At 68.2% G+C, this 21,671-nt stretch carries 18 protein-coding genes and 1 pseudogene; 7 read left to right on the top strand and 12 right to left on the bottom strand.

Annotation, left to right across the window (positions count from 1 at the left end):
• Both RBS12_RS19955 and RBS12_RS19950 read right to left on the bottom strand, forming a co-directional pair.
• Positions 1-255, bottom strand: a pseudogene (locus tag RBS12_RS19955) (IS256 family transposase); the annotation flags it as partial.
• A gap of 194 nt (positions 256-449) precedes the next feature.
• A complete protein-coding gene (locus tag RBS12_RS19950; protein ID WP_307967913.1) occupies positions 450-671 on the bottom strand; it encodes a hypothetical protein in 222 nt (73 codons plus the stop codon).
• 116 nt (positions 672-787) lie between these two features.
• Here RBS12_RS19950 and RBS12_RS19945 point away from each other — a divergent pair, with 116 nt between their 5' ends.
• From RBS12_RS19945 to RBS12_RS19935, 3 genes are all read left to right on the top strand, one after another.
• Complete coding sequence (locus tag RBS12_RS19945) at positions 788-3,265, top strand: LuxR C-terminal-related transcriptional regulator (RefSeq protein ID WP_307967912.1); 2,478 nt, start codon at positions 788-790, stop codon at positions 3,263-3,265.
• Positions 3,266-3,400: 135 nt separating this feature from the next.
• Positions 3,401-4,522 carry an FAD-dependent monooxygenase gene (locus RBS12_RS19940; protein ID WP_307967911.1) on the top strand — a complete coding sequence of 374 codons (1,122 nt, stop codon included), beginning with the start codon at positions 3,401-3,403 and terminating at the stop codon, positions 4,520-4,522.
• A gap of 312 nt (positions 4,523-4,834) precedes the next feature.
• Complete coding sequence (locus RBS12_RS19935) at positions 4,835-5,773, top strand: 5'-3' exonuclease (protein ID WP_307967910.1); 939 nt, start codon at positions 4,835-4,837, stop codon at positions 5,771-5,773.
• Positions 5,774-5,933: 160 nt separating this feature from the next.
• Here RBS12_RS19935 and nrdF read toward each other — a convergent pair whose 3' ends face one another.
• From nrdF to nrdH, 4 genes are read right to left on the bottom strand one after another with little or no spacing between them, the layout of a single operon-like run.
• The gene (gene nrdF / locus RBS12_RS19930; protein WP_307967909.1) at positions 5,934-6,911 is read right to left on the bottom strand and encodes a class 1b ribonucleoside-diphosphate reductase subunit beta; all 978 of its coding nucleotides are present in this window, start codon (positions 6,909-6,911) and stop codon (positions 5,934-5,936) included.
• A 34-nt stretch (positions 6,912-6,945) separates the two neighbouring features.
• Positions 6,946-9,072 carry a class 1b ribonucleoside-diphosphate reductase subunit alpha gene (nrdE, locus tag RBS12_RS19925; RefSeq protein ID WP_307967917.1) on the bottom strand — a complete coding sequence of 709 codons (2,127 nt, stop codon included), beginning with the start codon at positions 9,070-9,072 and terminating at the stop codon, positions 6,946-6,948.
• A 23-nt stretch (positions 9,073-9,095) separates the two neighbouring features.
• Positions 9,096-9,566 (bottom strand): class Ib ribonucleoside-diphosphate reductase assembly flavoprotein NrdI, encoded by a 471-nt coding sequence (gene nrdI / locus RBS12_RS19920; RefSeq protein ID WP_307967916.1) that lies wholly within the window; start codon positions 9,564-9,566, stop codon positions 9,096-9,098.
• A gap of 53 nt (positions 9,567-9,619) precedes the next feature.
• On the bottom strand, positions 9,620-9,871 hold the full coding sequence (nrdH, locus tag RBS12_RS19915; RefSeq protein ID WP_307967908.1) for a glutaredoxin-like protein NrdH: 252 nt from the start codon (positions 9,869-9,871) through the stop codon (positions 9,620-9,622).
• A gap of 423 nt (positions 9,872-10,294) precedes the next feature.
• Between nrdH and RBS12_RS19910 the strand changes: the two genes are divergently transcribed.
• On the top strand, positions 10,295-11,227 hold the full coding sequence (locus tag RBS12_RS19910) for a LysR family transcriptional regulator (RefSeq protein WP_307967907.1): 933 nt from the start codon (positions 10,295-10,297) through the stop codon (positions 11,225-11,227).
• Between the two features lie 94 nt (positions 11,228-11,321).
• Entirely contained in the window at positions 11,322-11,825 is a 504-nt protein-coding gene (locus tag RBS12_RS19905; protein WP_307967906.1) for a DUF2004 domain-containing protein, read from the top strand.
• 127 nt (positions 11,826-11,952) lie between these two features.
• On the opposite strand, the gene metE is transcribed toward RBS12_RS19905, so the two are convergent.
• From metE to RBS12_RS19890, 3 genes are all read right to left on the bottom strand, one after another.
• Positions 11,953-14,307, bottom strand: coding sequence for a 5-methyltetrahydropteroyltriglutamate--homocysteine S-methyltransferase (metE, locus tag RBS12_RS19900; RefSeq protein WP_307967905.1), 2,355 nt, complete (start codon positions 14,305-14,307; stop codon positions 11,953-11,955).
• A gap of 36 nt (positions 14,308-14,343) precedes the next feature.
• Entirely contained in the window at positions 14,344-15,288 is a 945-nt protein-coding gene (locus tag RBS12_RS19895; protein WP_307967904.1) for a methylenetetrahydrofolate reductase, read from the bottom strand.
• Positions 15,289-15,647: 359 nt separating this feature from the next.
• Positions 15,648-16,856 carry an ROK family transcriptional regulator gene (locus RBS12_RS19890; protein WP_307967915.1) on the bottom strand — a complete coding sequence of 403 codons (1,209 nt, stop codon included), beginning with the start codon at positions 16,854-16,856 and terminating at the stop codon, positions 15,648-15,650.
• Positions 16,857-17,003: 147 nt separating this feature from the next.
• Between RBS12_RS19890 and RBS12_RS19885 the strand changes: the two genes are divergently transcribed.
• Positions 17,004-17,939, top strand: a complete 936-nt coding sequence (locus RBS12_RS19885) for an aminoglycoside phosphotransferase family protein (RefSeq protein WP_307967903.1) — start codon at positions 17,004-17,006, stop codon at positions 17,937-17,939.
• Here the strand turns inward: RBS12_RS19885 and RBS12_RS19880 are convergent.
• Together RBS12_RS19880 and RBS12_RS19875 are read right to left on the bottom strand one after the other, a co-directional pair.
• Positions 17,917-19,074 (bottom strand): methyltransferase, encoded by a 1,158-nt coding sequence (locus RBS12_RS19880; protein WP_307967902.1) that lies wholly within the window; start codon positions 19,072-19,074, stop codon positions 17,917-17,919. The genes RBS12_RS19885 and RBS12_RS19880 overlap by 23 nt on opposite strands.
• A gap of 27 nt (positions 19,075-19,101) precedes the next feature.
• Complete coding sequence (locus tag RBS12_RS19875; RefSeq protein WP_307967901.1) at positions 19,102-19,647, bottom strand: TetR/AcrR family transcriptional regulator; 546 nt, start codon at positions 19,645-19,647, stop codon at positions 19,102-19,104.
• 136 nt (positions 19,648-19,783) lie between these two features.
• Here RBS12_RS19875 and RBS12_RS19870 point away from each other — a divergent pair, with 136 nt between their 5' ends.
• Positions 19,784-20,281 carry an alpha/beta fold hydrolase gene (locus RBS12_RS19870; protein ID WP_307967900.1) on the top strand — a complete coding sequence of 166 codons (498 nt, stop codon included), beginning with the start codon at positions 19,784-19,786 and terminating at the stop codon, positions 20,279-20,281.
• A 10-nt stretch (positions 20,282-20,291) separates the two neighbouring features.
• Here the strand turns inward: RBS12_RS19870 and RBS12_RS19865 are convergent, their stop codons facing one another.
• Entirely contained in the window at positions 20,292-21,515 is a 1,224-nt protein-coding gene (locus tag RBS12_RS19865; protein WP_307967914.1) for an IS481 family transposase, read from the bottom strand.
• Positions 21,516-21,671: the final 156 nt, after the last annotated feature.

The following is a 21,671-nucleotide window of genomic DNA, read 5'->3' as shown; positions in this document are numbered from 1 at the left end:
GTTCCAGCACCACGCCGTGACGCGCCGGAACGAGCGGTCGGGGCCCAGGCCGGCCTCGGCCTGCGTGTCCTTTCCCAGCAGCCAGCCGAGGAAGGCCTCGAGCTCGTGCCTGCGGGACAGGTCGGGGCGCCGACGAGTGGTCCCGGCCCGGCACGAGACGCACCTCCACCGCTGCGTCCCCGCGGCGGTCCGCCCGTTCTTTACCAGGACGGACCCGCATACCCGGCAGGACGTCGAATTGGAAGCAACCCTCACGCCTAAGGGTCACAGAGTAAGACGACCCCGATTTTCCCGCGCCAGCACTGGGATCCAGGCCAATCCCATCCCCACGTTTTGTCCTATAACCCCGATTCCAAAGCACGAGAACGCAGAACAGCCCCAGCGCGTTGGCCGGTGCTGTTCCAAACGCCGATCCCTAAGGAATACGTGTTCTTCTGGAGGATGGGGTCCTAAGGCAGCCGCGGCGCGCCCACGGCCATGAGCTGGCGCAGGTCCTCATTGCGACGGTCGAAGGACTGGTCGATCTCGGCAGCCGCCGCCCAGGACCGCCGCAGGCTGTCGCGGAGTCGCTCGATGCCGGCCTCGATATCCCGGATCAGCAGCGCGCCGACATGCTCGATGCGAAGCCCGCTGACACTGAGGGTCCTCTGAAGCTGCGCGATGGCGGTCATCGTCGTGCCTTTCTCTGAAATGGTGTTCCCTGTTCCTTTATTCGACCGCGTGTGGGGACCACCCACATCCGTGTTCAGTACGGATTTCCGAAGCCCGCATGTGCCATCATGAATCCATGAGCGTGGGCGAGGTTCCTGCGACTCTGCGGCACGCTGGCGTCACGCAGCGAGAACTGGACGTGCTCCGTCTGGTGGGGCTGCGGCTGCGCAATAGCGAGATTGCCGCACAACTATTCGTGTCAGAGCGCACCGTAGAGAGCCACGTCTCGGCCTTGCTTCGCAAGCTAGGCGGGAGCGATCGGCTCTCCCTAGCTGCCGCAGCCGAGCTCTTGAACCGTGCTGGGGTCCCAGCGTGGACGCTTCCGCGCCAGCTGACCTCATTCATCGGGCGCGAGGAGGAGATGGCGAGGCTGTCGGAGCTCCTGACGCTCCACCGACTCGTGACCGTCACCGGACCCGCTGGCACGGGCAAGACCCGTCTGGCTCTCGAGGTGGCCGCCGGCTCAGAGCGCGGGATTCCGCTTCTCATCGACCTCGCCTCGCTGCCGCCAGAGGGGGACGTTGCGGGCCTCGTCGCGGACTCGCTCGGACTCGAGCATGGAGGCGGCAGCCTCCCGGACCGCCTCACCGAGGCCCTCCGGGAGAGCGAGACGTGGATCCTGGCGGACAATTGCGAACACGTCGTCGAAGCCCTCGCCGAGCTGCTCCGCGAGTGGATGCCGCACTGCCCGGCCCTGCGAGTCCTGACAACGAGCCGGCGGCCGCTTCGCGTCGAGGGCGAGGCCCTGTACGAGTTGGGCCCGCTTTCCGTGCCGTCCGAGACCGACGACCCGGCCGAGGTGCTGGCATCGTCGGCAGGCCGGCTGTTCGCCGAGCGGGGCGCGAGCTCGTTGGCCAGCTTCTCCGTCAACCCCGAGAATGCCGGCGCCGTGGCGGCCCTGTGCCAACATCTCGACGGTCTCCCGCTCGCGCTGGAGCTCGCAGCGGCCCGCCTTCGTGCGCTCACGCCCCAGGAACTGCTTGCCCACCTCGACGAGGCACTTCTCATTGCAGGACCCGGCGGTGCCATCACGCGGCACAGCACCCTGGAAGCCGCCCTCCAGTGGAGCCTTGAGCTCCTCTCCGACGAAGAGCTGTTCCTCTTCGAACGATGCTCGGTATTCCCGGCGGACTTCGACTACGACACCGCGGAACAGGTCCTAGCCACCCCTCCGCTCACCGGCCCCGACGTGCGCCGGTTGCTGCCCCAGCTCGTAGACCATTCCCTCGTCTCGGCGCGAACGGTCGGCGGCATCACGGTCTTCAGGATGCTGGACAGCGTGCGGCACGCGGCCGCCGCCCGGCTGGCGGAGCGCGGCGAGTCAGAGCTGCTGGCCGGGCGCCATGCCCGGTACCACTTGGACCATGCTCTCGAGCTGGCGGAGGGGCTCCGTGGCCCGGACCAGCCCCGGGCACTCTCCTGGTTCGAGCAAAGGTGGCCGGATCTGCGCACCGCGATGTCTTGGACGCTCGACGGCGGCCGGACCGCGGATGCTTGGGCGTTCCTGGCTGGCATCGGGATGGGCTGGGAGACCCTCGGGGTCAGGCGAGAGATCTTCGACTGGCTCGACCAATTGGAGAAGTCGCCGCCACCGGCGGCACTGAACGCGGGCGCCTGCGCCGCCGCCGCCGTCGTCCTCTGTTGCCAGGACACGGGAGCGGCGCTGGACAGGGCCCGCCAGGGGGCTGTGCTGGCCGCCGACGGCGACAGCGCCACCGCGGCACTGACGCAGCTGGCTCTGGGCTGGGCTCTGGGGTACCACGAAGGTTCGGGGTCTGGTCAGTCCGAACTCGAGGCCGCGGAACAGAACTTCGCCGCGTTCGGCGACCGCTGGCACCAAGCGCTCGCACTCGAGGGCCTTGGCCTCGGCGAGGAAGCGACACCCCGCTCAGTGGCGACCCTCCTCAGGGCTGCAGCGCTATTCGGAGAGCACGGCGATCAGGTCAAGCGGGCCAACTGCCTGAACCAGATGGCTCATCGCTGCGTGGACGCCGGGATACGGCTGGACGAGGCGAGTGCTTGGCTCGAGGAGGCCCGTGCGCTCGCGCTGGCCACCGGCAACGAGCACGAGCTGCTGCACTCAGACCTTTTCCGAGCGCGGCTCGACCTCAGAACTGGCAACCGGGTGGCGGCGGCAGCCGGCTTCGGGCTGCTTCTTGGTGGGTTCCGGCGCATTGGGGACCGGCGATGCGCCGCCCGCTGCTTGCTGGGCCTAGGCCAAACGGCCGCGCTGCGCGGAGACTCGAGTGCGGCGGTCGGGCTGCTGATCGAGAGCGCAGGGATCGCTGCCACCACCACGGACGCCTACGAGTTAACCACCGCGCTGGCGCTGCTGGCCACGTGCGCGCTGACACGGAAGGGCCCCCGCGCGGCAGCGGTGCTTCTTGGCGCCGCCGAGGCCGCAGCCGTCCGCCTCGACGACGCGCGCCGAGATGCCATCCCGGAACTAGACGAGGCCCGCGCGGCGCTGAAAGGGACTCTGGACCGCGAGGAGTGGGAGGCGGCGCTCGCGGAGGGTGCGCGGAGCGCGATTCCGGCGTTGTTGCACGTCTGATCCTCAAGTACGCGGTCTCTTGTCGTAGAGGTTTTGCCGTGCCGAACGACGACGAAGCGCCGCTGGGCAAGTTGCCCATCTCGGAGAGGACCGCGCCAGCAGGGTTTGGCCGCGAGCGGGAGTAGGATCGCGGGCATGCATCGGTCCTCGGTGTTGATCTGCGGTGCCGGTATCGCTGGACCGACTCTGGCGTACTGGCTGGCGCGATATGGGTTCCACCCGACGGTTGTGGAGCGTGCCGAGGATCTGCGTTCGAGCGGCAACCCCGTCGACGTCCGCGGCGAGGCCGCCCAGATTGCCAGCAGGATGGGAATCATGCCGGGCCTGCGCGAAGCCGCCACCTTCGCGACCGGTTTTGCCTTCGTCACCGACAGCGGCCGCCCGATTGGTCCGCTGCGGCTGGGCCGGCCACGCAGTGACGAAGTCGAGGTGCCAAGAAACGACCTCGCAGCCATCATCAGCGACGCCGCTCGCGACGACACCGAGTTCTTGTTCGGCGACTCGATCACCGCGCTGCGCCAGGACGCCGGCGGGGTTGAGGTCACCTTCCGCCGCACCGCCCCGCGCCGATTCGACCTGATCGTCGGCGCCGACGGACTGCACTCGAGCGTGCGTGCGTTGGTGTTCGGCCCTGAGGAGGAATTCGTCCACCACCTCGGCCTGTACATCGCCACCCTGCCGCTCGATCGCCCCGCCGCCGACCCGACCACCGTCCTCATGTACAACGCGCCGGGTCGTTCTCTGACCGTGCACCCGGTGCGCGGCGAAGCAGGAGTCGGCTTCATCTTCCGCAGGCCGGCCATCCCCGACCTTGGCCATCGCGACACCGAAGCCCACAAGCGGGTCGTCCTCGACGCCTACGCCGACGACAGCTGGCATCCGCCTGACATCCCGGACCTCCTGGACCGCCTGCGCGCCGTTCAGGACCTGTACTTCGACTCGATCAGCCGGGTTCGGCTGCCGGTCTGGTCGCGCGGCCGGGTGGCACTCCTCGGGGATGCGGCCTCCTGCGTGTCCCTTTTCGGAGACGGGTCCAGCCTGGCCATGATCGGAGCAGCAACCTTCGCCGAGTCTCTGGCCGCCACGCCCAACGACCACGCCGCCGCGTTCCGCGCCTATGAGACCCGCCACCGCAAGGCGAGCGGCCCGCGCCAGCGGGGCTTTGCCTTGGCCGCCGCGTTGCTGGTCCCCGCGACGCGTACCGGCATCACCGCTCGCAACCTCATCGCTGGCATGCTCCCGCGTGTGGATGGCTGAACACCGCATGATCCCGGTGGCATCACGCTCAGCGGCAGCGCTCGACGGCCCGGTATCCAGCGGACGCTACGCCGAATCGCCACCGATGGCCACGGCGATCTGCGCCCCTCCGTCGGCAGCTCCGCAGTTCGTGCATTCCGTCGACGATGGCCACGCTTGTCGGAGGTGACCAGGGGAAGCGCCTCAGGCAGCGAGGATCGTAAGGATCGCCCGGGAGGTTGTCGCATCCACCGGGCCCCAGATGACGATGTGCAGGTCGCACCAAGAGCCGTTGACCATCCTGCCCACGCGGCGACCATGTCAGGATGGGCTATGACCGAGCGCCTCATGCTCCTCGACACCGCCTCGTTGTACTTCCGCGCCTTCCACGGGGTGCCCGAGTCGATCCGGCGGGAGGACGGGACGCCGGTCAACGCCGTCCGTGGACTGCTGGACATGATCGCCCGGCTCACCGTGGACTTCGGCGCCACCCACCTCGTCGCGTGTTGGGACGACGACTGGCGCCCGCGTTGGCGCGTGGACCTCATTCCCTCCTATAAGGCCCACCGCGTCGAGCGGAACGTCGCGGACGGCTCCGACGTCGAGGCCGTCCCTGCAGGCCTCGTCGCCCAAATCCCGCTGATCCGCCACGTGCTGGGCCTCGCCGGGATCGCCGTCGTCGGCGCCCCGGAGCACGAGGCAGACGACGTCATCGGCAGCTATGCCGAGCATGCCACGCTCCCAGTAGATGTCGTGACCGGCGACCGCGACCTCTTCCAGGTGGTCGACGACGCCCGCGACGTGCGGATCGTCTACACCGCGCGCGGCATGAAGAACCTCGAGACCGTCACCGAAGCCGTCGTAGTGGGCAAGTACCGCGTGCTGCCCGAGCAGTACGCCGACTACGCGGTGCTCCGTGGCGACGCCTCGGACGGGCTCCCCGGCGTGGCGGGCATCGGCGAGAAGTCCGCCGCTACCCTGCTCGGGCGCTTCGGCACGCTCGAGGGCCTCCTCGAAGCGGCCGAGGATCCCGACAGTGGACTGCCGGCCCCGATGCGGGCCAAGCTCAACGCAGCCGCCGATTACCTCGAGGTGGCTCCCGCAGTGGTGAAAGTGGTCCGCGACCTCGACCTCCCCGCGCTCGACGCCGCCGGGGCACGGCTCCGCGCGGTCGACGACGGCCCCCGCCTCGAGCTCGAACGGCTCGCCTCGGCGTGGAACCTCGGCGGATCGGTAAAGCGCCTGCTCGCTGCGCTCGACCAACACGGCTAGTCGGCGGGTTCAAACAGTGGTCGCAACGCCGGCACGCCAGTTCTGAATAGTGAAAATGAGCGGCCTATCTGCAAGTTCTTGCAGATAGGCCGCCCATTTCTTGCAGATAGAGGCCCAAGCTTGCAACTAGACCTCTATCTCACACTCTGCGAAGAGAAGACTAGAAGTCCCAGTCCTCATCCTCGGTATTCACGGCCTTGCCAATCACGTAGCTCGAACCGGACCCCGAGAAGAAGTCGTGGTTCTCATCGGCATTCGGCGAAAGCGCCGAGAGGATGGCGGGGTTCACGTCCGTGACGGAGGACGGGAACATGGCCTCATAGCCGAGGTTCATGAGTGCCTTGTTGGCGTTGTAGTGCAGGAACTTCTTGACGTCCTCGGACAGGCCGACGGGGTCGTAGAGATCGTGCGTGTACTGGACCTCGTTCTCGTAGAGCTCGAACAGGAGCTCGAACGTGTAGTCCTTGATCTCCTGGCGCTTCTCCTCGGAGACCCTCTCGAGCCCCCGCTGGAACTTGTAGCCGATGTAGTAGCCGTGCACGGCCTCGTCCCGGATGATGAGCCGGATGAGGTCCGCCGTGTTCGTGAGCTTCGCCCGCGATGACCAGTACATGGGCAGGTAGAAGCCCGAGTAGAACAGGAAGCTCTCGAGCAGGGTCGAGGCGACCTTGCGCTTGAGCGGCTCGTCGCCACGGTAGTAGTCCATGACGATGTGCGCCTTGCGCTGGAGGTTCTCGTTCTCGAGGCTCCACCGGAACGCGTCGTCGATTTCCTTCGTCGAGCACAGCGTCGAGAAGATCGACGAATAGCTCTTCGCGTGGACCGACTCCATGAACGCGATATTCGTGTAGACCGCTTCCTCGTGCGGCGTGATCGCGTCCGGGATGAGGCTCACAGCGCCGACGGTGCCCTGGATCGTGTCAAGGAGCGTGAGGCCCGTGAACACGCGCATGGTGAGCTGCTGCTCCTGCGGGGTGAGCGTCGCCCACGACGGCACGTCGTTGGAGAGCGGCACCTTCTCGGGCAGCCAGAAGTTGTTCACGAGGCGGTTCCACACCTCGACGTCCTTCTCGTCCTGGATGCGGTTCCAGTTGATCGCCTGGACGTGGTCGAGGAGCTTGAGCTTCTCGGGAGTCATGGGAGGTCCTTTCGAGCGAAACGAGAGTCAACTATCAAAGCGCACAGCTGACGCAACCCTCCACCTCAGTCCCCTCGAGGGCGAGCTGGCGGATCCGGATGTAGTAGAGCGTCTTGATGCCCTTGCGCCACGCGTAGATCTGGGCCTTGTTGATGTCACGCGTCGTCGCGGTGTCCTTGAAGAACAGCGTGAGCGAGAGGCCCTGGTCCACGTGCTGGGTCGCGGCGGCGTACGTGTCGATGATCTTCTCGTAGCCGATCTCGTACGCGTCCTGGTAGTACTCCAGGTTGTCGTTCGTGAGGTACGGGGCCGGGTAGTAGACGCGGCCGATCTTGCCTTCCTTGCGGATCTCGATCTTCGACGCGACGGGGTGGATCGACGACGTCGAGTTGTTGATGTAGCTGATCGAGCCCGTCGGCGGGACCGCCTGGAGGTTCTGGTTGTAGATGCCGTGCTCCATGACGGAGGCCTTGAGCGCGAGCCAGTCGTCCTGCGTCGGGATGTGGACGTTCGCCTCGGCGAAGATCTCGCGAACGCGATCCGTGGTCGGCGCCCACTCCTGCTCGGTGTACTTGTCGAAGAACTCCCCCGACGCGTACTTCGAGTTCTCGAACCCGCCGAACGGAGCCCCGTGCTCCTGCGCGAGCAGGTTTGAGGCCCGCAGCGCGTGGAACAGCACCGTGTAGAAGTAGATGTTCGTGAAGTCGAGCCCCTCTTCGGAGCCGTAGTGGACCCGCTCGCGGGCGAGGTAGCCGTGGAGGTTCATCTGGCCGAGCCCGATGGCGTGCGACTTCGCGTTGCCCTCAGCGACGGACGGCACTGACTGGATGTCGCTCATGTCGGACACCGCGGAGAGTGCGCGGATCGCCGTTTCGATGGAGAGCCCGAAGTCGGACGAGTCCATCGTCTTCGCGATGTTCATCGAGCCGAGGTTGCACGAGATGTCCTTGCCCACCTGGGCGTACGTGAGGTCCTCGTGGTAGATCGACGGCGAGGACACCTGCAGGATCTCCGAGCACAGGTTGCTCATGGTCACCTTGCCGGCGATCGGGTTGGCCCGGTTCACCGTGTCCTCGAACATGATGTACGGGTAGCCCGACTCGAACTGGATCTCCGCGAGGGTCTGGAAGAACTCGCGCGCGCTGATCTTCGTCTTCTTGATCCGCGCGTCATCGACCATCTCGTAGTACTTCTCGGTGACCGAGACATCGGAGAACGGCACGCCGTACACGCGCTCGACGTCGTACGGCGAGAACAGGTACATGTCCTCGTTGCGCTTCGCGAGCTCGAACGTGATGTCCGGGATCACGACGCCGAGGGAGAGCGTCTTGATGCGGATCTTCTCGTCCGCGTTCTCTCGCTTCGTGTCGAGGAAGCGGTAGATGTCCGGGTGATGGGCGTGCAGGTACACGGCGCCGGCGCCCTGGCGTGCGCCGAGCTGGTTGGCGTAGGAGAACGAGTCCTCGAGGAGCTTCATGACGGGGATGACGCCCGAGGACTGGTTCTCGATCTGCTTGATCGGAGCACCGTGCTCGCGGATGTTCGTGAGCGAGAGTGCCACGCCGCCGCCGCGCTTCGAAAGCTGGAGGGCCGAGTTGATGCCGCGCGCGATCGACTCCATGTTGTCCTCGATGCGCAGGAGGAAGCACGAGACGAGCTCGCCGCGCTGCTTCTTGCCCGCGTTGAGGAACGTCGGGGTGGCGGGCTGGAAACGGCCTGCGATGATCTCGTCGACGAGCTGGGTCGCGAGCTGCTCGTCGCCGCGCGCGAGGTGGAGCGCGACCATGCACACGCGGTCCTCGTAGCGCTCAAGGTAGCGCTTGCCGTCGAAAGTCTTGAGCGTGTACGACGTGTAGAACTTGAACGCGCCGAGGAACGTCTCGAACCGGAACTTCTTCTTGTACGCGCGGCTGAACAGCTCGCGGATGAAGTTCATCGTGTACTGGTCGAGCGTCTCCCGCTCGTAGTAGTCCTTCTTGAGGAGGTACTCGAGCTTCTCGTCCAGGTCATGGAAGAACACCGTGTTGGTGTTGACATGGTCGAGGAAGTACTGGCGCGCCGCGTACCGGTCGGCGTCGAACTGGATCTTGCCGTCCTCGCCGTACAGGTTCAGCATCGCGTTGAGCTCGTGATAGCCCAGGCCCTTGTACTTCGCCGGCAGTTCCTTGGGGTCAACAGCAGCCGCTACTGCGGGTTCTGCGACAGTCGTGTCCAAAATGCGTCCAATCCTTCGGTGACCCGGGCGACGTCGTCGGGCGTGCCCATGAGCTCGAAACGGTAGAGGTGAGGGACCTTGCACTTGACAGCGATCACGTCGCCCGCGGCGCAGTAGTTGTCCCCGAAGTTTGTGTTCCCCGCACCGATGACCCCTCGGATGAGGGATCGGTTCTGCGGGTCGTTGAGGAATCTGATGACCTGCTTCGGCACGGATCCCGCCCCCCCGGTCCCACCGTAGGTCGGGACGATCAGCACGAACGGTTCCGTGGCGCGGATGGCCTGATCGTGCTGATGGAGCGGGATGCGCTCCGCGTCGAGGCCGAGCTTGGCCACGAAGCGATGCGTGTTGCCGGAGACAGACGAGAAGTAGATGAGTCGGCTCGACACGAGGCGGGGCTCGGCCTGCACGTCGGATGCATGCGCACCCGACGTGGGCATGACCATCGAGGTGGTCATCTCAGCACCCCCTGCGAGCGAAACGTACGACGGCGTCAGGCCACCGACGCGGACGAGGTCCCCGCCTGCGCGAGCTCCTCGATCTTGTCGGGGCGGAAGCCCGACCAGTGGCCGCCATCGGTGACCACGACGGGCGCCTGCATGTAGCCCATGGCCTTGAGCCGATCGAGGGCCTCCGGGTCCTGGGTGACGTCGACGCTCTGGTAGGCGATGCCCTTCTTGTCGAGGGCACGGTAAGTGGCGTTGCACTGCACGCAAGCAGGCTTCGTGTAGACCGTGACGTTCATGGTTCCTTCCCTCCTGGAAGACTTGAGCTGGCTGCGGCCCCGTGAGGTCGCCCGACTGGCCGGCAGCCTTCCCGAAGATCGGACTGCCTTGGCGTGTCACCACACTACATGTAGTGGTCGGCGCCGTTGTGTACCCCAAGATGATGTCTTACAAGTATGTCATTCATCACGCCATGAGTCCACACTTACTGCACAGTAAACCCACACCCAAACCCGCGATTTTCCGGCCTTCTCGGGCCGCCATCCACAAGCTGTGGAAACGCCGTCTGCACACAGAAAAAATCTTTCGTGTCGTTCGCCGTCGGCGTGTCGCGGACGGCGTGGCGCACCTCACCTTGTGCCGTACTCTGATCAAGAGGTCCGGCCACCGCGCCGGGCCCCGTTTTCTCCACATTCCGCAGGTGTGACCCCAGGAGGTCCGAGATGGTGAACCCCGTCCACCTTCAGACACTCCTCGAGGTCGTCCGCCAGGGTTCCTTCGCGGCCGCGGCCCAGCAGCTCGGCTATACGGCATCGGCCGTCTCTCAGCAGATGGCCGCGCTCGAGCGGGAGACCGGCGTGCAGCTCTTCGTCCGCTCCGCCAAGAGCGTGACCCCCACCGAGGCCGCCGTCGTCATGACGCGCCACGCGACCAAGGTGCTCACGGACATCGACGCGCTCAAGGCGGCGACCGCCCGGGCGGCCGAGGCCGCCGGAAGAGGCCTGCGACTCGGGATCTTCCCAAGCCTCGCGACCTACGTCCTCCCCTCCGTGCTGCGCAACGAGCGCTGGCGGCACCTCGGGCTCGACCTCCACGTTTCGATCGCCGAGCCCGGCGACACGATCCGGGGGCTCCGCACGGGAGGCGAGCTCGACGTCGTCCTCGTCTACCAGGTGGGTCAGAGCGGACTCGCCTGGCCGCACACGATGGAGCGGCAATGGATCGGCGACGATCCCTTCTGCGTCGTGCTGCCCGCCTCGTGGGGCATCGCCGACGGCGCCCAGGTCACCGCGCGCCAGCTCGGCGGCATGCCGTGGATCGTCCATCATCCGGGCACGAGCGACGCGACGGTCATCGATCGGCTCTTTGCGAGCTGCGGCCTCGAACCGCGCGTCGTCGGCTACTGCGACGACTTCAACGCGAGCCTCGGCCTCGCCTCGTCGGGCCTCGGCGCGACGCTCGTCCCGGAACTCGCGCTGCAGACCCGGCCGGACGGCGTCGTCGTCGTCGACGTCCCCGAGATCCGGCTCGCTCGCAACATCTTCGCGCTGCGCCCCGGCGGTTCCACCGACACGCAGACGGGACTCTTCCTCGACCTCGTCTCCGAGACGCTCAAGTCGATCCAGGCTCGCAGCCCCGGCGCGGGGCGCCGGTAGAGCCGTCGCGCCCCCCTCGCGTAACACCGCATTCGGTATCCCGCACCGGCCCGACACGCTGGTCTGCGGGGTGGGCGAGGACTATCTTTTAGTCATGGAGACGGCAGTCAGCCGGCATTTCGGGGAAATCGCCCTCACGCCGGCGGGGCAACGGATCATCTCGGGCCGGTATGAGCACGACGGCGTGCCGATCGACTTGGACTTGAGCATCGGCGAGCACGAGCGGCTCGACGAGGCCGAAGTCCACAAGGTCGACTACCGCCTCCGTTTCCTGCCCGAGCTCATCGAGGCGGCGCGAGAGCGCATCGCCCAGGACCTCGAAGACGAGGATTCCTCCGTGGTCGAATACCGGCACTTCCACTGCCAGAACCTCGAGGACGGGAAGATCCGCGAGCTGTTCGGCGTCGAACGGTCTGACGAGGTCGACGACGACCACTTCGTCCGCGCCCTGCGGCTCTCCCGCGTCGGGATCTTCCCGGGACAGCCCGAGCGCTACTTCGTGCTCGACTTCACGCTCGGCCAGGGCTTCACGGACGAGGTCCTCGTCGCGGCGGCCGACGAAGACGGCGTCGTGGATGACGAGGTCAACTGGGACTAGTGAGTTGGCCACTCGTCAGGCGGACCTGGCCAATCGACGCGCAAGAGCTGGCCACTCGTCGTCCTCTCGACGAGTGGCCAGCTCTTGGCTAACGAGTGGCCAGCTCCTCACCGGCCGGTGGCCACGCTCACGCGTTGGCTGAGATGACCTCGCGAGCTGCCTTCGTGGCCTCGACGAGGTTGCGCAGCGACTCCTCCGTCTCCGCGTAGCCGCGGGTCTTGAGGCCGCAGTCCGGGTTGACCCAGAGCTGACGCGACGGGACGTGCGCGACGGCGGTCTTGAGGAGCTCCTCGATCTCGGCCTGCGACGGGACGCGCGGCGAGTGGATGTCGTAGACGCCCGGACCGACGCCGCGGCCGAAGCCGTGGGACTCGAGGTCGTGGACGACCTCCATGCGCGAGCGGGCCGCCTCGATCGACGTCACGTCGGCGTCGAGGCCGTCGATCGCGTCGATGATCACGCCGAACTCGGAGTAGCACAGGTGCGTGTGGATCTGCGTGGCGTCCACCACGCCCGAGGTCGCGAGCCGGAACGACTTGACCGACCAGTCGAGGTACGCGGGCTGGTCGGCGCGGCGGAGCGGGAGCAGCTCGCGGAGGGCCGGCTCGTCGACCTGGATGACCTTGATGCCCGCGGCCTCGAGGTCCGCGATCTCGTCGCGGAGGGCCAGGCCGACCTGGTTCGCGGTCTCGCCCAGCGGCTGGTCGTCGCGCACGAACGACCACGCGAGGATCGTGACGGGGCCCGTCAGCATGCCCTTCATGGGCTTCTCCGTGAGCGACTGCGCGTACTCGGCCCACGGGACCGTGATCGGGGCCGGACGGGAGACGTCGCCCCACAGGATCGACGGGCGCGTGCAGCGCGAGCCATAGGACTGCACCCAGCCGTGGACCGTGACGTCGAAGCCGTCGAGGTTCTCGGCGAAGTACTGGACCATGTCGTTGCGCTCGGGCTCGCCGTGCACGAGGACGTCGAAGCCGAGCTCCTCCTGCAGGTCGACGACGCGCTTGATCTCGTCCTTCATGAGCCGCTCGTACTCGGCGGCGTCGATCGCGCCCTTGTTGAGGCGGGCACGCGCGCCGCGGACCTCGGAGGTCTGCGGGAACGAGCCGATCGTCGTCGTCGGGAGCGCCGGGAGGTTCAGCTCGACGTCCTGGGCCGCGGCGCGGACCGCGTAGTCGGACCGCGAGAAGTCGGCGTCTGTGAGGGCCGCCGTGCGCTCGCGCACCTCGGGGCGGCGCACGCCCGGCGCTGCGGCGCGGGACGCGATGACGCGGCTCGCCTCGTCGATGGCTGCCTGGGCCGACGCGGGGTCGGCGAGGTAGGCGGCGAGCGTCGCGACCTCGGCGACCTTCTGGTCGGCGAACGCGAGCCAGCTGCGGAGGCCGGCGTCGAGCTGGGTCTCCTCCTCGACGTCGTGCGGGACATGGAAGGCCGACGTCGACGTGCTGACCGCGACATGGGCACCAGCGGAACGAAGGGCGTCGAGCTTGGCGGCCGAGGCCGCGAGGTCGTTGCGCCAGATGTTGTGGCCGTCGACGACGCCGGCGACCACGGTCTTGCCCGCGAAGGCAGCGAGGTCCGCGGCCGACGGCACGGCGCCCTTGAAGAGGTCGAGGGCGACGGCCTCGACACCGGTCGCGGCGACCACGGCGGTCTGCGCGCCGAGCCCGCCGTACGGGGCGGAGAGCAGGATCTGCGGGCGGCCGGCAACCGCTGCGTGCGAAGCGGCAAGAACGGAGTACGCGCGCTCGACGGCGTCGCTCACTTCGAGCGCCGGGGTGTCGAGGTCCGCGACGAGGGCCGGCTCGTCGAGCTGGACCCACTCGGCACCGGCCTCGCCCAGGCGGGCCAGGAGCTCGGCGTAGACGGGAAGGACGTCCTCGAGGCGCGAGAGCGGATCGAAGTCCGCGGGAGCCCCGTCGGACGGCTTGCTCAGGAGGAGGAACGTCACGGGACCCACAAGGTACGGGCGGGTCACGACGCCATTCGCCTTCGCGAAGCGGAACTCGTCGACGACGCGCTCGGAGGAGAGCGAGAAGCTCGTCTCCGGGCCGATCTCTGGGACGAGGTAGTGGTAGTTCGAGTCGAACCACTTGGTCATCTCGAGCGGCTGCTGCTCGGCGTTGCCGCGGGCGAGCGTGAAGTACGCGTCGAGGCCGAGTCGGCCCTCGCCGTCGTGCAGCGAGCCGAAACGCGCGGGGACGGCACCCAGGGCGACGGCGGTGTCGAGGACCTGGTCGTAGTAGGAGAACGTGCCCGGGATCGCGGACGGCTCGGTCAGGCCGAGCTCCGCGAGGCGGCGCAGTGTCGCGAGCTGGATGCCCTCGGCGGCGGCCTCGAGCTCGGCAGCGCTGCTCTTGCCGGCCCAGTAGGCCTCGACGGCCTTCTTGAGCTCGCGCCGGCGCCCGATGCGCGGGTAGCCGAGGATGGTGGCGGTCGGGAACTTCTTGTGGGCGGTGGGGAGGGTAGATGAGGTCATCGTGAGTCCTTCGTCGGTGACAGGTCAGTCAGGGGGTCAGTTTGCCTGGCGGCGGGCCAGGGACGGCCTTGAAGGCCGCGGGAGGTCGAGCCGTGCGAGCACCTCGAGGGCGCTCTCGTGCTCGTTGAACGTGTACAGGTGCAGGCCGGGGGCGCCGGCGTCGAGCGCGGCTTCGGCGAGAGCCACGCTCGCCTCGACACCGATCTGGCGGGCCAGGCCGCTGTCGTCGCCCACTGCGTGCATCCGGTCGACGAGCGCGGCGTCCGGTGCGACACCGCTCAGCTCGGAGAGCTTGAGGATGCGCCGCAGGCTCGTGAGCGGCATGATGCCCGGGATGATCGGGATCGTGACCCCCGCGCGTCGAGCCCGGTGCACGAGGGACGCGTACTGCTCGGCATGGAAGAAGACCTGCGTGATCGCGAAGTCCGCGCCCGAACGCTGCTTGGCGAGGAGCACCTCGATGTCGTGGGCCTCGCTCGGCGACTCGGGATGCTTCGTCGGATACGCGGCGACGCCGATCGCAACCTTCCCCGCCGCGAACTGCGCCGAGCGGCGGAGCTCGACCCGGCGGATGAGCTCGATGAGGTCCTGGGCGTAGCGCAGGCTGCCCGCCGGAACGTGCCCATCGCGGGGCTTGTCTCCGCGGAGCGCGAGGATGCCTCGCACGCCGCGGTCGACGAGCGCGTTGACTGTCGTGCTGAGCTCTTCGGGCGTGCCGCCGACGCACGTGAGGTGCGCTAGTGGGCGCAGGGTCGTCTCGAGCTGAAGCCGATCGACGAGATCGAGGGCCGTGTCATGGTTGGAGCCGCTCGCCCCGTACGTCACGGAGACGTAGTCGGGCGCGGTGCCTTCGAGCTCGCGGATAGTCTTCCACAGCGTCGCGGAGGCCGCGTCACTGCGTGGAGGGAAGAGCTCGTACGAGAGGGCGACGGGTGTTTCCGTCGGGGTCGACGGAGCGTCGATGAGGGTAGGTGGGGACACTTGCTTTCCTAGGATCCGATGCGTGCCGACGCCGGACATGATCCGGCGCCGAGTGAAGGGTATTCAGGAACGCAGGGCGCACTGACCTTCAGGCACCGCCGCGGCGGGGCCCCTAGATGTCAGTCTCCTGCGGCAAATGTCAGACCCACACGGGGGCACCCACATCCCCGTGAGGCGGGGATCGCTGACACGTTGCGGAGGCAACTGGTTACGAGACTAGAGAGACGGCGCTCGTGCTTCAAGCCGCTGGCGCTCATGGCGTCGAATGTGGCCAATTGCTACATGCGCGGCCGAGCATGACGCCGCGTGACGCGCAACGCGCCGAAAGTGCTCCTGCGGCTTGCGAGCCGCCCTTCAGATCAGCCCTCGAGGAGCAGACGCTCCGCTCGCGGCGCGAGGGCCCGCTCGAGCACGAGGCATGCCGCGCCGACGGCGCCGACATCCTCACCCAAGCGTGTTCCCGCGAGGTCCACACGGTGGATGCCGCGGGTCGCGAGGAGGTTGTTGACCATGTCGGGGAGCACGTCCAAGACGAAGTCGGCGACCGGCTGCCAGAACGGCCCGCCGAAGACGAGGCGCTCGACGTCGACGAGGTTGCCGACGACCGAGGCGCCCCACGCGAGGCTTCGGGCCGCGGTGCTCATGATGCCGATCGCCGTTTCGTTGCCCTCACGCACGAGCTCGGAGAGGCGGGCGAACGCCGCCTGGAACTCGCGCGCCGTCGGATTCGCGGGGAGCATGGGCAGGATGCCGGCGACGACGGCCTGGCTCACGAGCATTTGAGGCTCGAGGACGGTTCCGATGGTTCCGCGCATGCCGCAGCCGTCGCTGCATACAGGGCCGTCCGGGTCGACGATGATGTGCCCGATCTCCCCCGCGTTGCCCGAGCTTCCGCGGTAGACCTCGCCGTTGAGGACGAGCCCGCAGCCGAGCCCGGTTCCAAGGTAGAAGAAGACGAAGTTTCCCGAGCCGCCGGGGCCGCCGGCCCAGATCTCCGCGACGGCCGCACCCGTGACATCCTTGTCGACGGTCGTCGGGAGGCCCGTCGCCGCTTGGACCATGTCCTGGAGCCTGACGTCGACCCAGCCGCGGAGCAGGGGCGGCCCGACGACGGCGCCGCGGTCGAGGTCGATCGGGCCCGGGGCGGCGACGCCGAGGCCCGCGATAAGCGAGCGGCTCACGCCCGAGCGCGAGATGAGCTCTTCGACGCATTCGGCGATTGCCGCGACGATCTCGGCCGGCTCGTGGCTCTGCGGGGTCACGAAGGTGCGCTTCTCGACGACGGATCCCACGAGGTCGAGGAGCACGACCGTGATGAGCGCGGGATCGAGGTGCACCCCGACCGCGTACATGCCCGAGGGGTTGAGACGGAGGATCGTGCGTGGTTTGCCCGGCCCCGAGCCCTCTTTCCCCGCCTCGACGATGAGCTTCTGGTCGAGCAGGCGGCGGGAGATATTGGAAATCGTCTGGGGCGAGAGGCCGACGAGCTGCGCGAGCTCGACTCGGCTCATTCCGGCTTCCGAACGCCGGATCGCATCGAGGATGACCGTCAGGTTGAAGTCTCCCATGCGCGGCAGATTGGTGCCGCGCCGCGGCGCTGGCTGACGTGGCTGCTCCGTCACAGGGTCCTCTCTCGGCCGAGACATAAATAATCCTTTCGTTTACGTTACCCTGTTTGGACGCAACCGAGGCTGAGCAGATGCTGAGGAGATCGCATGTCGCGCGTGCCCGAGGCAGAAGCAATCATCACCGCCGAGCTGGTTCGCGGCCTCCTGCACGAGCAGCACCCCGATCTCGCGACGCTCCCCCTCGTTCCGGCCGCCGAGGGCTGGGACAACGTCGTCTTCCGGCTCGGCGACGAGCTTGCGGTGCGCCTCCCCCGGCGCGAACTCGCGGCTGGGCTCGTCCTCTCAGAGCTGCGCTTCGTGGGTTCGATCGCCGAGCGGACGAATGTAGCGCTGCCCGTCCCGGTGCGCCGCGGGCGTCCTGGCCGGGGCTACCCATGGGACTGGAGCGTCTACCGGTGGACCGAGGGCACGCCCGGCCTCGAGGTTCCCGCGCCCGAACGCGGCGGCGTCGGCGAGCTCGCCGGATTCCTCGGAGTCCTGCACACCGCCGCTCCCCCGGAGGCGCCCGAGAACCCGTTCCGCGGCCTCCACATCGGCGCGCTCGACGGGCGGGTGCGCGAGCGGCTCGACCTCGTCGAGCACCGGCCGGACCATGCACGGCTCGTGGCCCTGTGGGACAGGCTTTCCGCGGCCCCGGCGTACGATGGACCGCCCGTCTGGGTCCACGGCGACCTCCACCCGGGCAATCTCCTGTTCGCGCTCGACGGCTCGCTCGCGGGCGTCATCGACTTCGGGGACCTCTGCGCGGGTGACCCCGCCGTGGATCTCGCGGTCGCGTGGCAGCTCTATCCTGCGCCGCGGCGGCGCGAGTTCGTCGCCGCCGTCCACAAGGCCCGCCCGCGCGACGCGGCCACGTGGGAGCGTGCCGCCGCGTGGGCGCTCAACTTCGGGCTCCTGAGCGTCGCCATCGCGGGCAACGACCCGGCCTTCGCGACGAACGGCGACTTCACGCTCCGGGAACTGCTCGCAGAATTCTCCGGTGCCAGGTCCGCGGACCGCGTCACGCCTGCGGAGGACGCCTGACCGAACGCGTGACCGTGAACTTGCGCGACCGCCCCTCGACCGAGGTCCGCCCGACCGCGTCCTCGAGCTGCCGACGATAGTCGAGGTGCGAGTTGTAGACGGTCCACAGCTCGCCGCCGGGCCGCAGGAGCCGCGCGGCCGCGTCGACGAGCTTGAGGGCGGCACCCGCGTGCACGCTCGCCCCTAGGTGGAACGGAGGATTGAGGAGCACGACGTCGGCCGAGCCCTCCGCGCGCGAGGAGGCGGCGTCGTCGTGCTCGACGGCGACTCGATCCGCGATGCCGTTCGCCTCCATCGTCGCCCTGGCCGAGCGGACGGCGGACGCCGAGCGATCCGTCGCGATGACCGCGGCGCCCGGATGCGCGCGGGCGTAGGCGGCCGCGAGCGCGCCCGTCCCACAGCCGAGGTCGACGGCGGCACCGGCCGGAATGCGGTCGAGGAAGCCCAGCAGGAAGCGCGTCCCGAGGTCGAGGCGGGCGCCAGCGAACGCGCCGCCGTGGGCGCACAGGGTGAGGCCGACGTCGTCGTGCGCTTGAGCCACGGGGAACGGAGGGCGATCCGGGACGGGCAGCGGTCCCCCGGCGACGATGAGGCGCGACTTCCGCACGGCTAGCTCGGCGCGGACGTCGCCGAAGCACGCGCCAAGGACGTCGTTCATCGCAAGTGTCATGTGCTTGACGCGCCCGCCGGCGACGACGACGACGTCGTGCGCCGCCCACCGCGCGACGGCGTCCGCGATCTCCTCGAGCTCGGCCAGTCCCCGCGGGAGCTGGAGGAGCACGAGCCGCGCGCCGTCGAGCAGCTCGCGGTCGAGCTCGCACGGAAGTTGCAGGCCGCCGAGGCCCAGGGCTGCCGCATTGCGGGCAAAGGCCTCGCGGCCCGTCACGAGGTCTTCGTGGACTCGCACGCCCGTGAGCCCGGCCGCCGCGAGGCGCAGCGAGATCGCGCCGTAGGCATCCCCGATGACCGCAATCTCGCTCCCTGTGAGCGAACGCTCGGCGGCCTCGGCGATGCCGCGTTCGGCCAAGAGCTCGTCCGTGGCGTCCCAGGCCTGCAGATTAGGAGCCTCGACGTCGGGGAAGCGGCGGAGGCTTTCGTAGGGAAACTCCCGCGTAGCAGCGGTGTCGTCGTGCACCCGTCAACTCTATGCGCCACCCGTTGGTCATGCGTTCCAGCCGCGGAGGAGAGTCTCGATCCCCGCGTGCATGAGTGTGTGGAGGTCGCCGGGCACGATCTGCGGTATCTGGCCCATCGAGCTCAGGCGGCCGAGACCGTGGATGAGTCCCCAGCACGCGCTGCACCGATTGAGGACCTCGCCCGGCCGAACTCCGGCCGGCTGGTTTGCCTCCACGACCCCCTGGAGCACGCGCCAATAATGGGCGGCTGCCCGCTGGAGATCCGGATGGTCCGCCTTCGCGACGAGTGGGCCGAAGGCCAGGTCGTGGAGGTTGGGCTGCTGGGTCGCGAACCCGTGGTAGGCGTCCACGAGGGCGTGGATGCGCGCATCGGGGTCGGGCCCCGCCACCTCGACGGCGGCTCCGGCCCGTTGGGCAGCGGCTTCAAGGCCGACTCCGGCAACCGCCGCGAGGAATCCACGCTTGCCGCCGAAGTGCACGTACGGCGCCTGATGGCTCACCCCGGCGGCCCGCGCTACTTCCCGGATGCTCAGACGCTCCGGCGGTGTGTGCTCGAGGAATGCGAGCGCCACAGAGACCAGGCGTGACCTCAGATCCCCGGTTCCAGTCCCATCCTGCACAGATTCACCCCTTTCTGCGGTTGACACTGTCAATCTGCCGGTGGATCATTGTAGGCACAGCCGAGGTTGACAGTGTCAAGGAGAGGCCATGTCAACTCACATCATCTCCACCCAGGCGGGCCCGCTCGAGATTGCCATCGACGGCCGCGGGGCGCCTGCGGTCCTCATGCACAGCCTGTTCGTCGACTCGAGATCATGGGACCGGATACGCGCGCGCCTCGCCGAGGACCGCCGACTGATTATCATCACCGCCCCCGGGCACGGTCGTAGCGGCGACCCCGGCCGCCGCTATTCGATCGGCGACGTGGCCGACGCCGCGGTGTCCGTCCTCGACAGCCTCGGCATCACTGACCCAGTGGACTGGGTCGGCAACGCCCTCGGCGGCCACGCAGGCATCCTGTTCGCCGCCTCGCACCCGGACCGCTGCCGCTCCCTCGTGGCCCTTGGCGCGCCCGTGCACCGGCCCTCGGCGTGGCAGCGGCTTCAGGAATGGGCGATCGGCCCGGCGCGGGCCGTGTTCGGCATGAACAGCTGGGTGGGGGGCACGATCACCGATGTGCTCTGTGATGTCTCGGGAGATGGGTGACAGTTCTGCCTCAGGACATCGGTGACAGTTGCTGTGTCAGGACATCGGTGACAGTTTCGTCGGTGCGGGGCCTTGTGCCGACGGGGCGGCCGTTGCTGACGTAGGTGATTCCTTTGGCCGGCCATAGGTGCTCGATCAGTAGCGTGCCCTGGTGGTCGAAGAACGCGATCCCTTCGGGATCCCAGACGATGTGGACTTGGAGTCCGGTCCTGGCGCTGCCGATCTGGAACTTCACGCCGCGGATCGTGATGCCGCCGTTGGCGGGCACGACGCGGGTGGCCGTCCCTTCCACTCCCGGGCGGATGCGTGTTGCCGCGGCGGCGCCGCGTCCCGGGACTGTGGGCTCGGGCGGTGCGGGCCTCGGCCTGGGCGGTTCGGCCTTCGGGGTCGCTTCCCAGGCCTGCAGGGGGGTGATCCTGCCGGGCAGGCCCTGATGCGGGCGCTGGGTGTTGTAGATGATGTCGAACGCGTCGACCTGTTCCTGGAGCTGGTCGATCGTCTCGGCGAGGGGCTGCTTGTCCAGCCAGCGGAAGAGGGTCTGGTGGAAGCGTTCGTTCTTGCCCTGGGTGGTGGGCTTGTTGGGCCTGCCCGTGATCGGCTCGACTCCGAGGGAGGTCACATAGATGACCAGCTGGCCGATCACGCCCCGGCGGATCGGGTTCAGCGCACTGCCGTTGTCGGTCAGGAGCCGCTGCGGCACCCCGTGGGCGGCTATCCCCTTCCTTGTCACGGCGATGGCCGCCTCCGCCGTCTCCGACCGGGCCACGTGCGATGAGACCGCGTAGCGGGAGTGGTCGTCGATGAGCTGGAAGATCACGCACTTGCGCCCGCCGGCGAGCACGTACTCCGTCGCGTCCAGCTGCCAGCACGCGTTCGGCGCCGGATACACGAACCGGCGGAACGCGGCCCGCGGCTTCTTCCTCGGCTCGGCCCGAGCGACCCCTGCCTGGCGGAACATGCGTGCCAGCGACGCCGGCGAGGGCACCGATGCCAGGCCCATGGAACGCATCTTCTCGTGCACGCTGATCGGACCGTGGTCCAGCCCGGAGCGCTCCAGCGCCGCCCGCACCCCGATGGCCTGCTGCCTCACATCGTCCGAGAGCCTGGCCGGGCTGTTCTTCGGGCGCCGCGACCTGGGCTCCAGCGCCGCGGCCGGCCCGTCCGCGGCGACCCGGGCGCGGATCGCATAGAACGTCTTCCGCGAGATCCCATGCTCGGCGCAGAACGTCGTCACCGCACCCCGAGGCGCGTTCTCCGGCCACTGAGAGATCGCGAGACGGATACGAGGATCGACAGTGGAGTTCTTCTTCACCAGCCCATCAGAGCGAAAGAAGTGTCACCACCAAGAACCCCGGAACCGTCACCGATGTCCTGAGGCAGAACTGTCACC

Origin of the sequence: Sinomonas sp. ASV322 (assembly GCF_030908245.1) — a bacterium.
GTDB lineage: Bacteria > Actinomycetota > Actinomycetes > Actinomycetales > Micrococcaceae > Sinomonas.
This window is presented reverse-complemented; position numbering and strand designations above follow the sequence as displayed.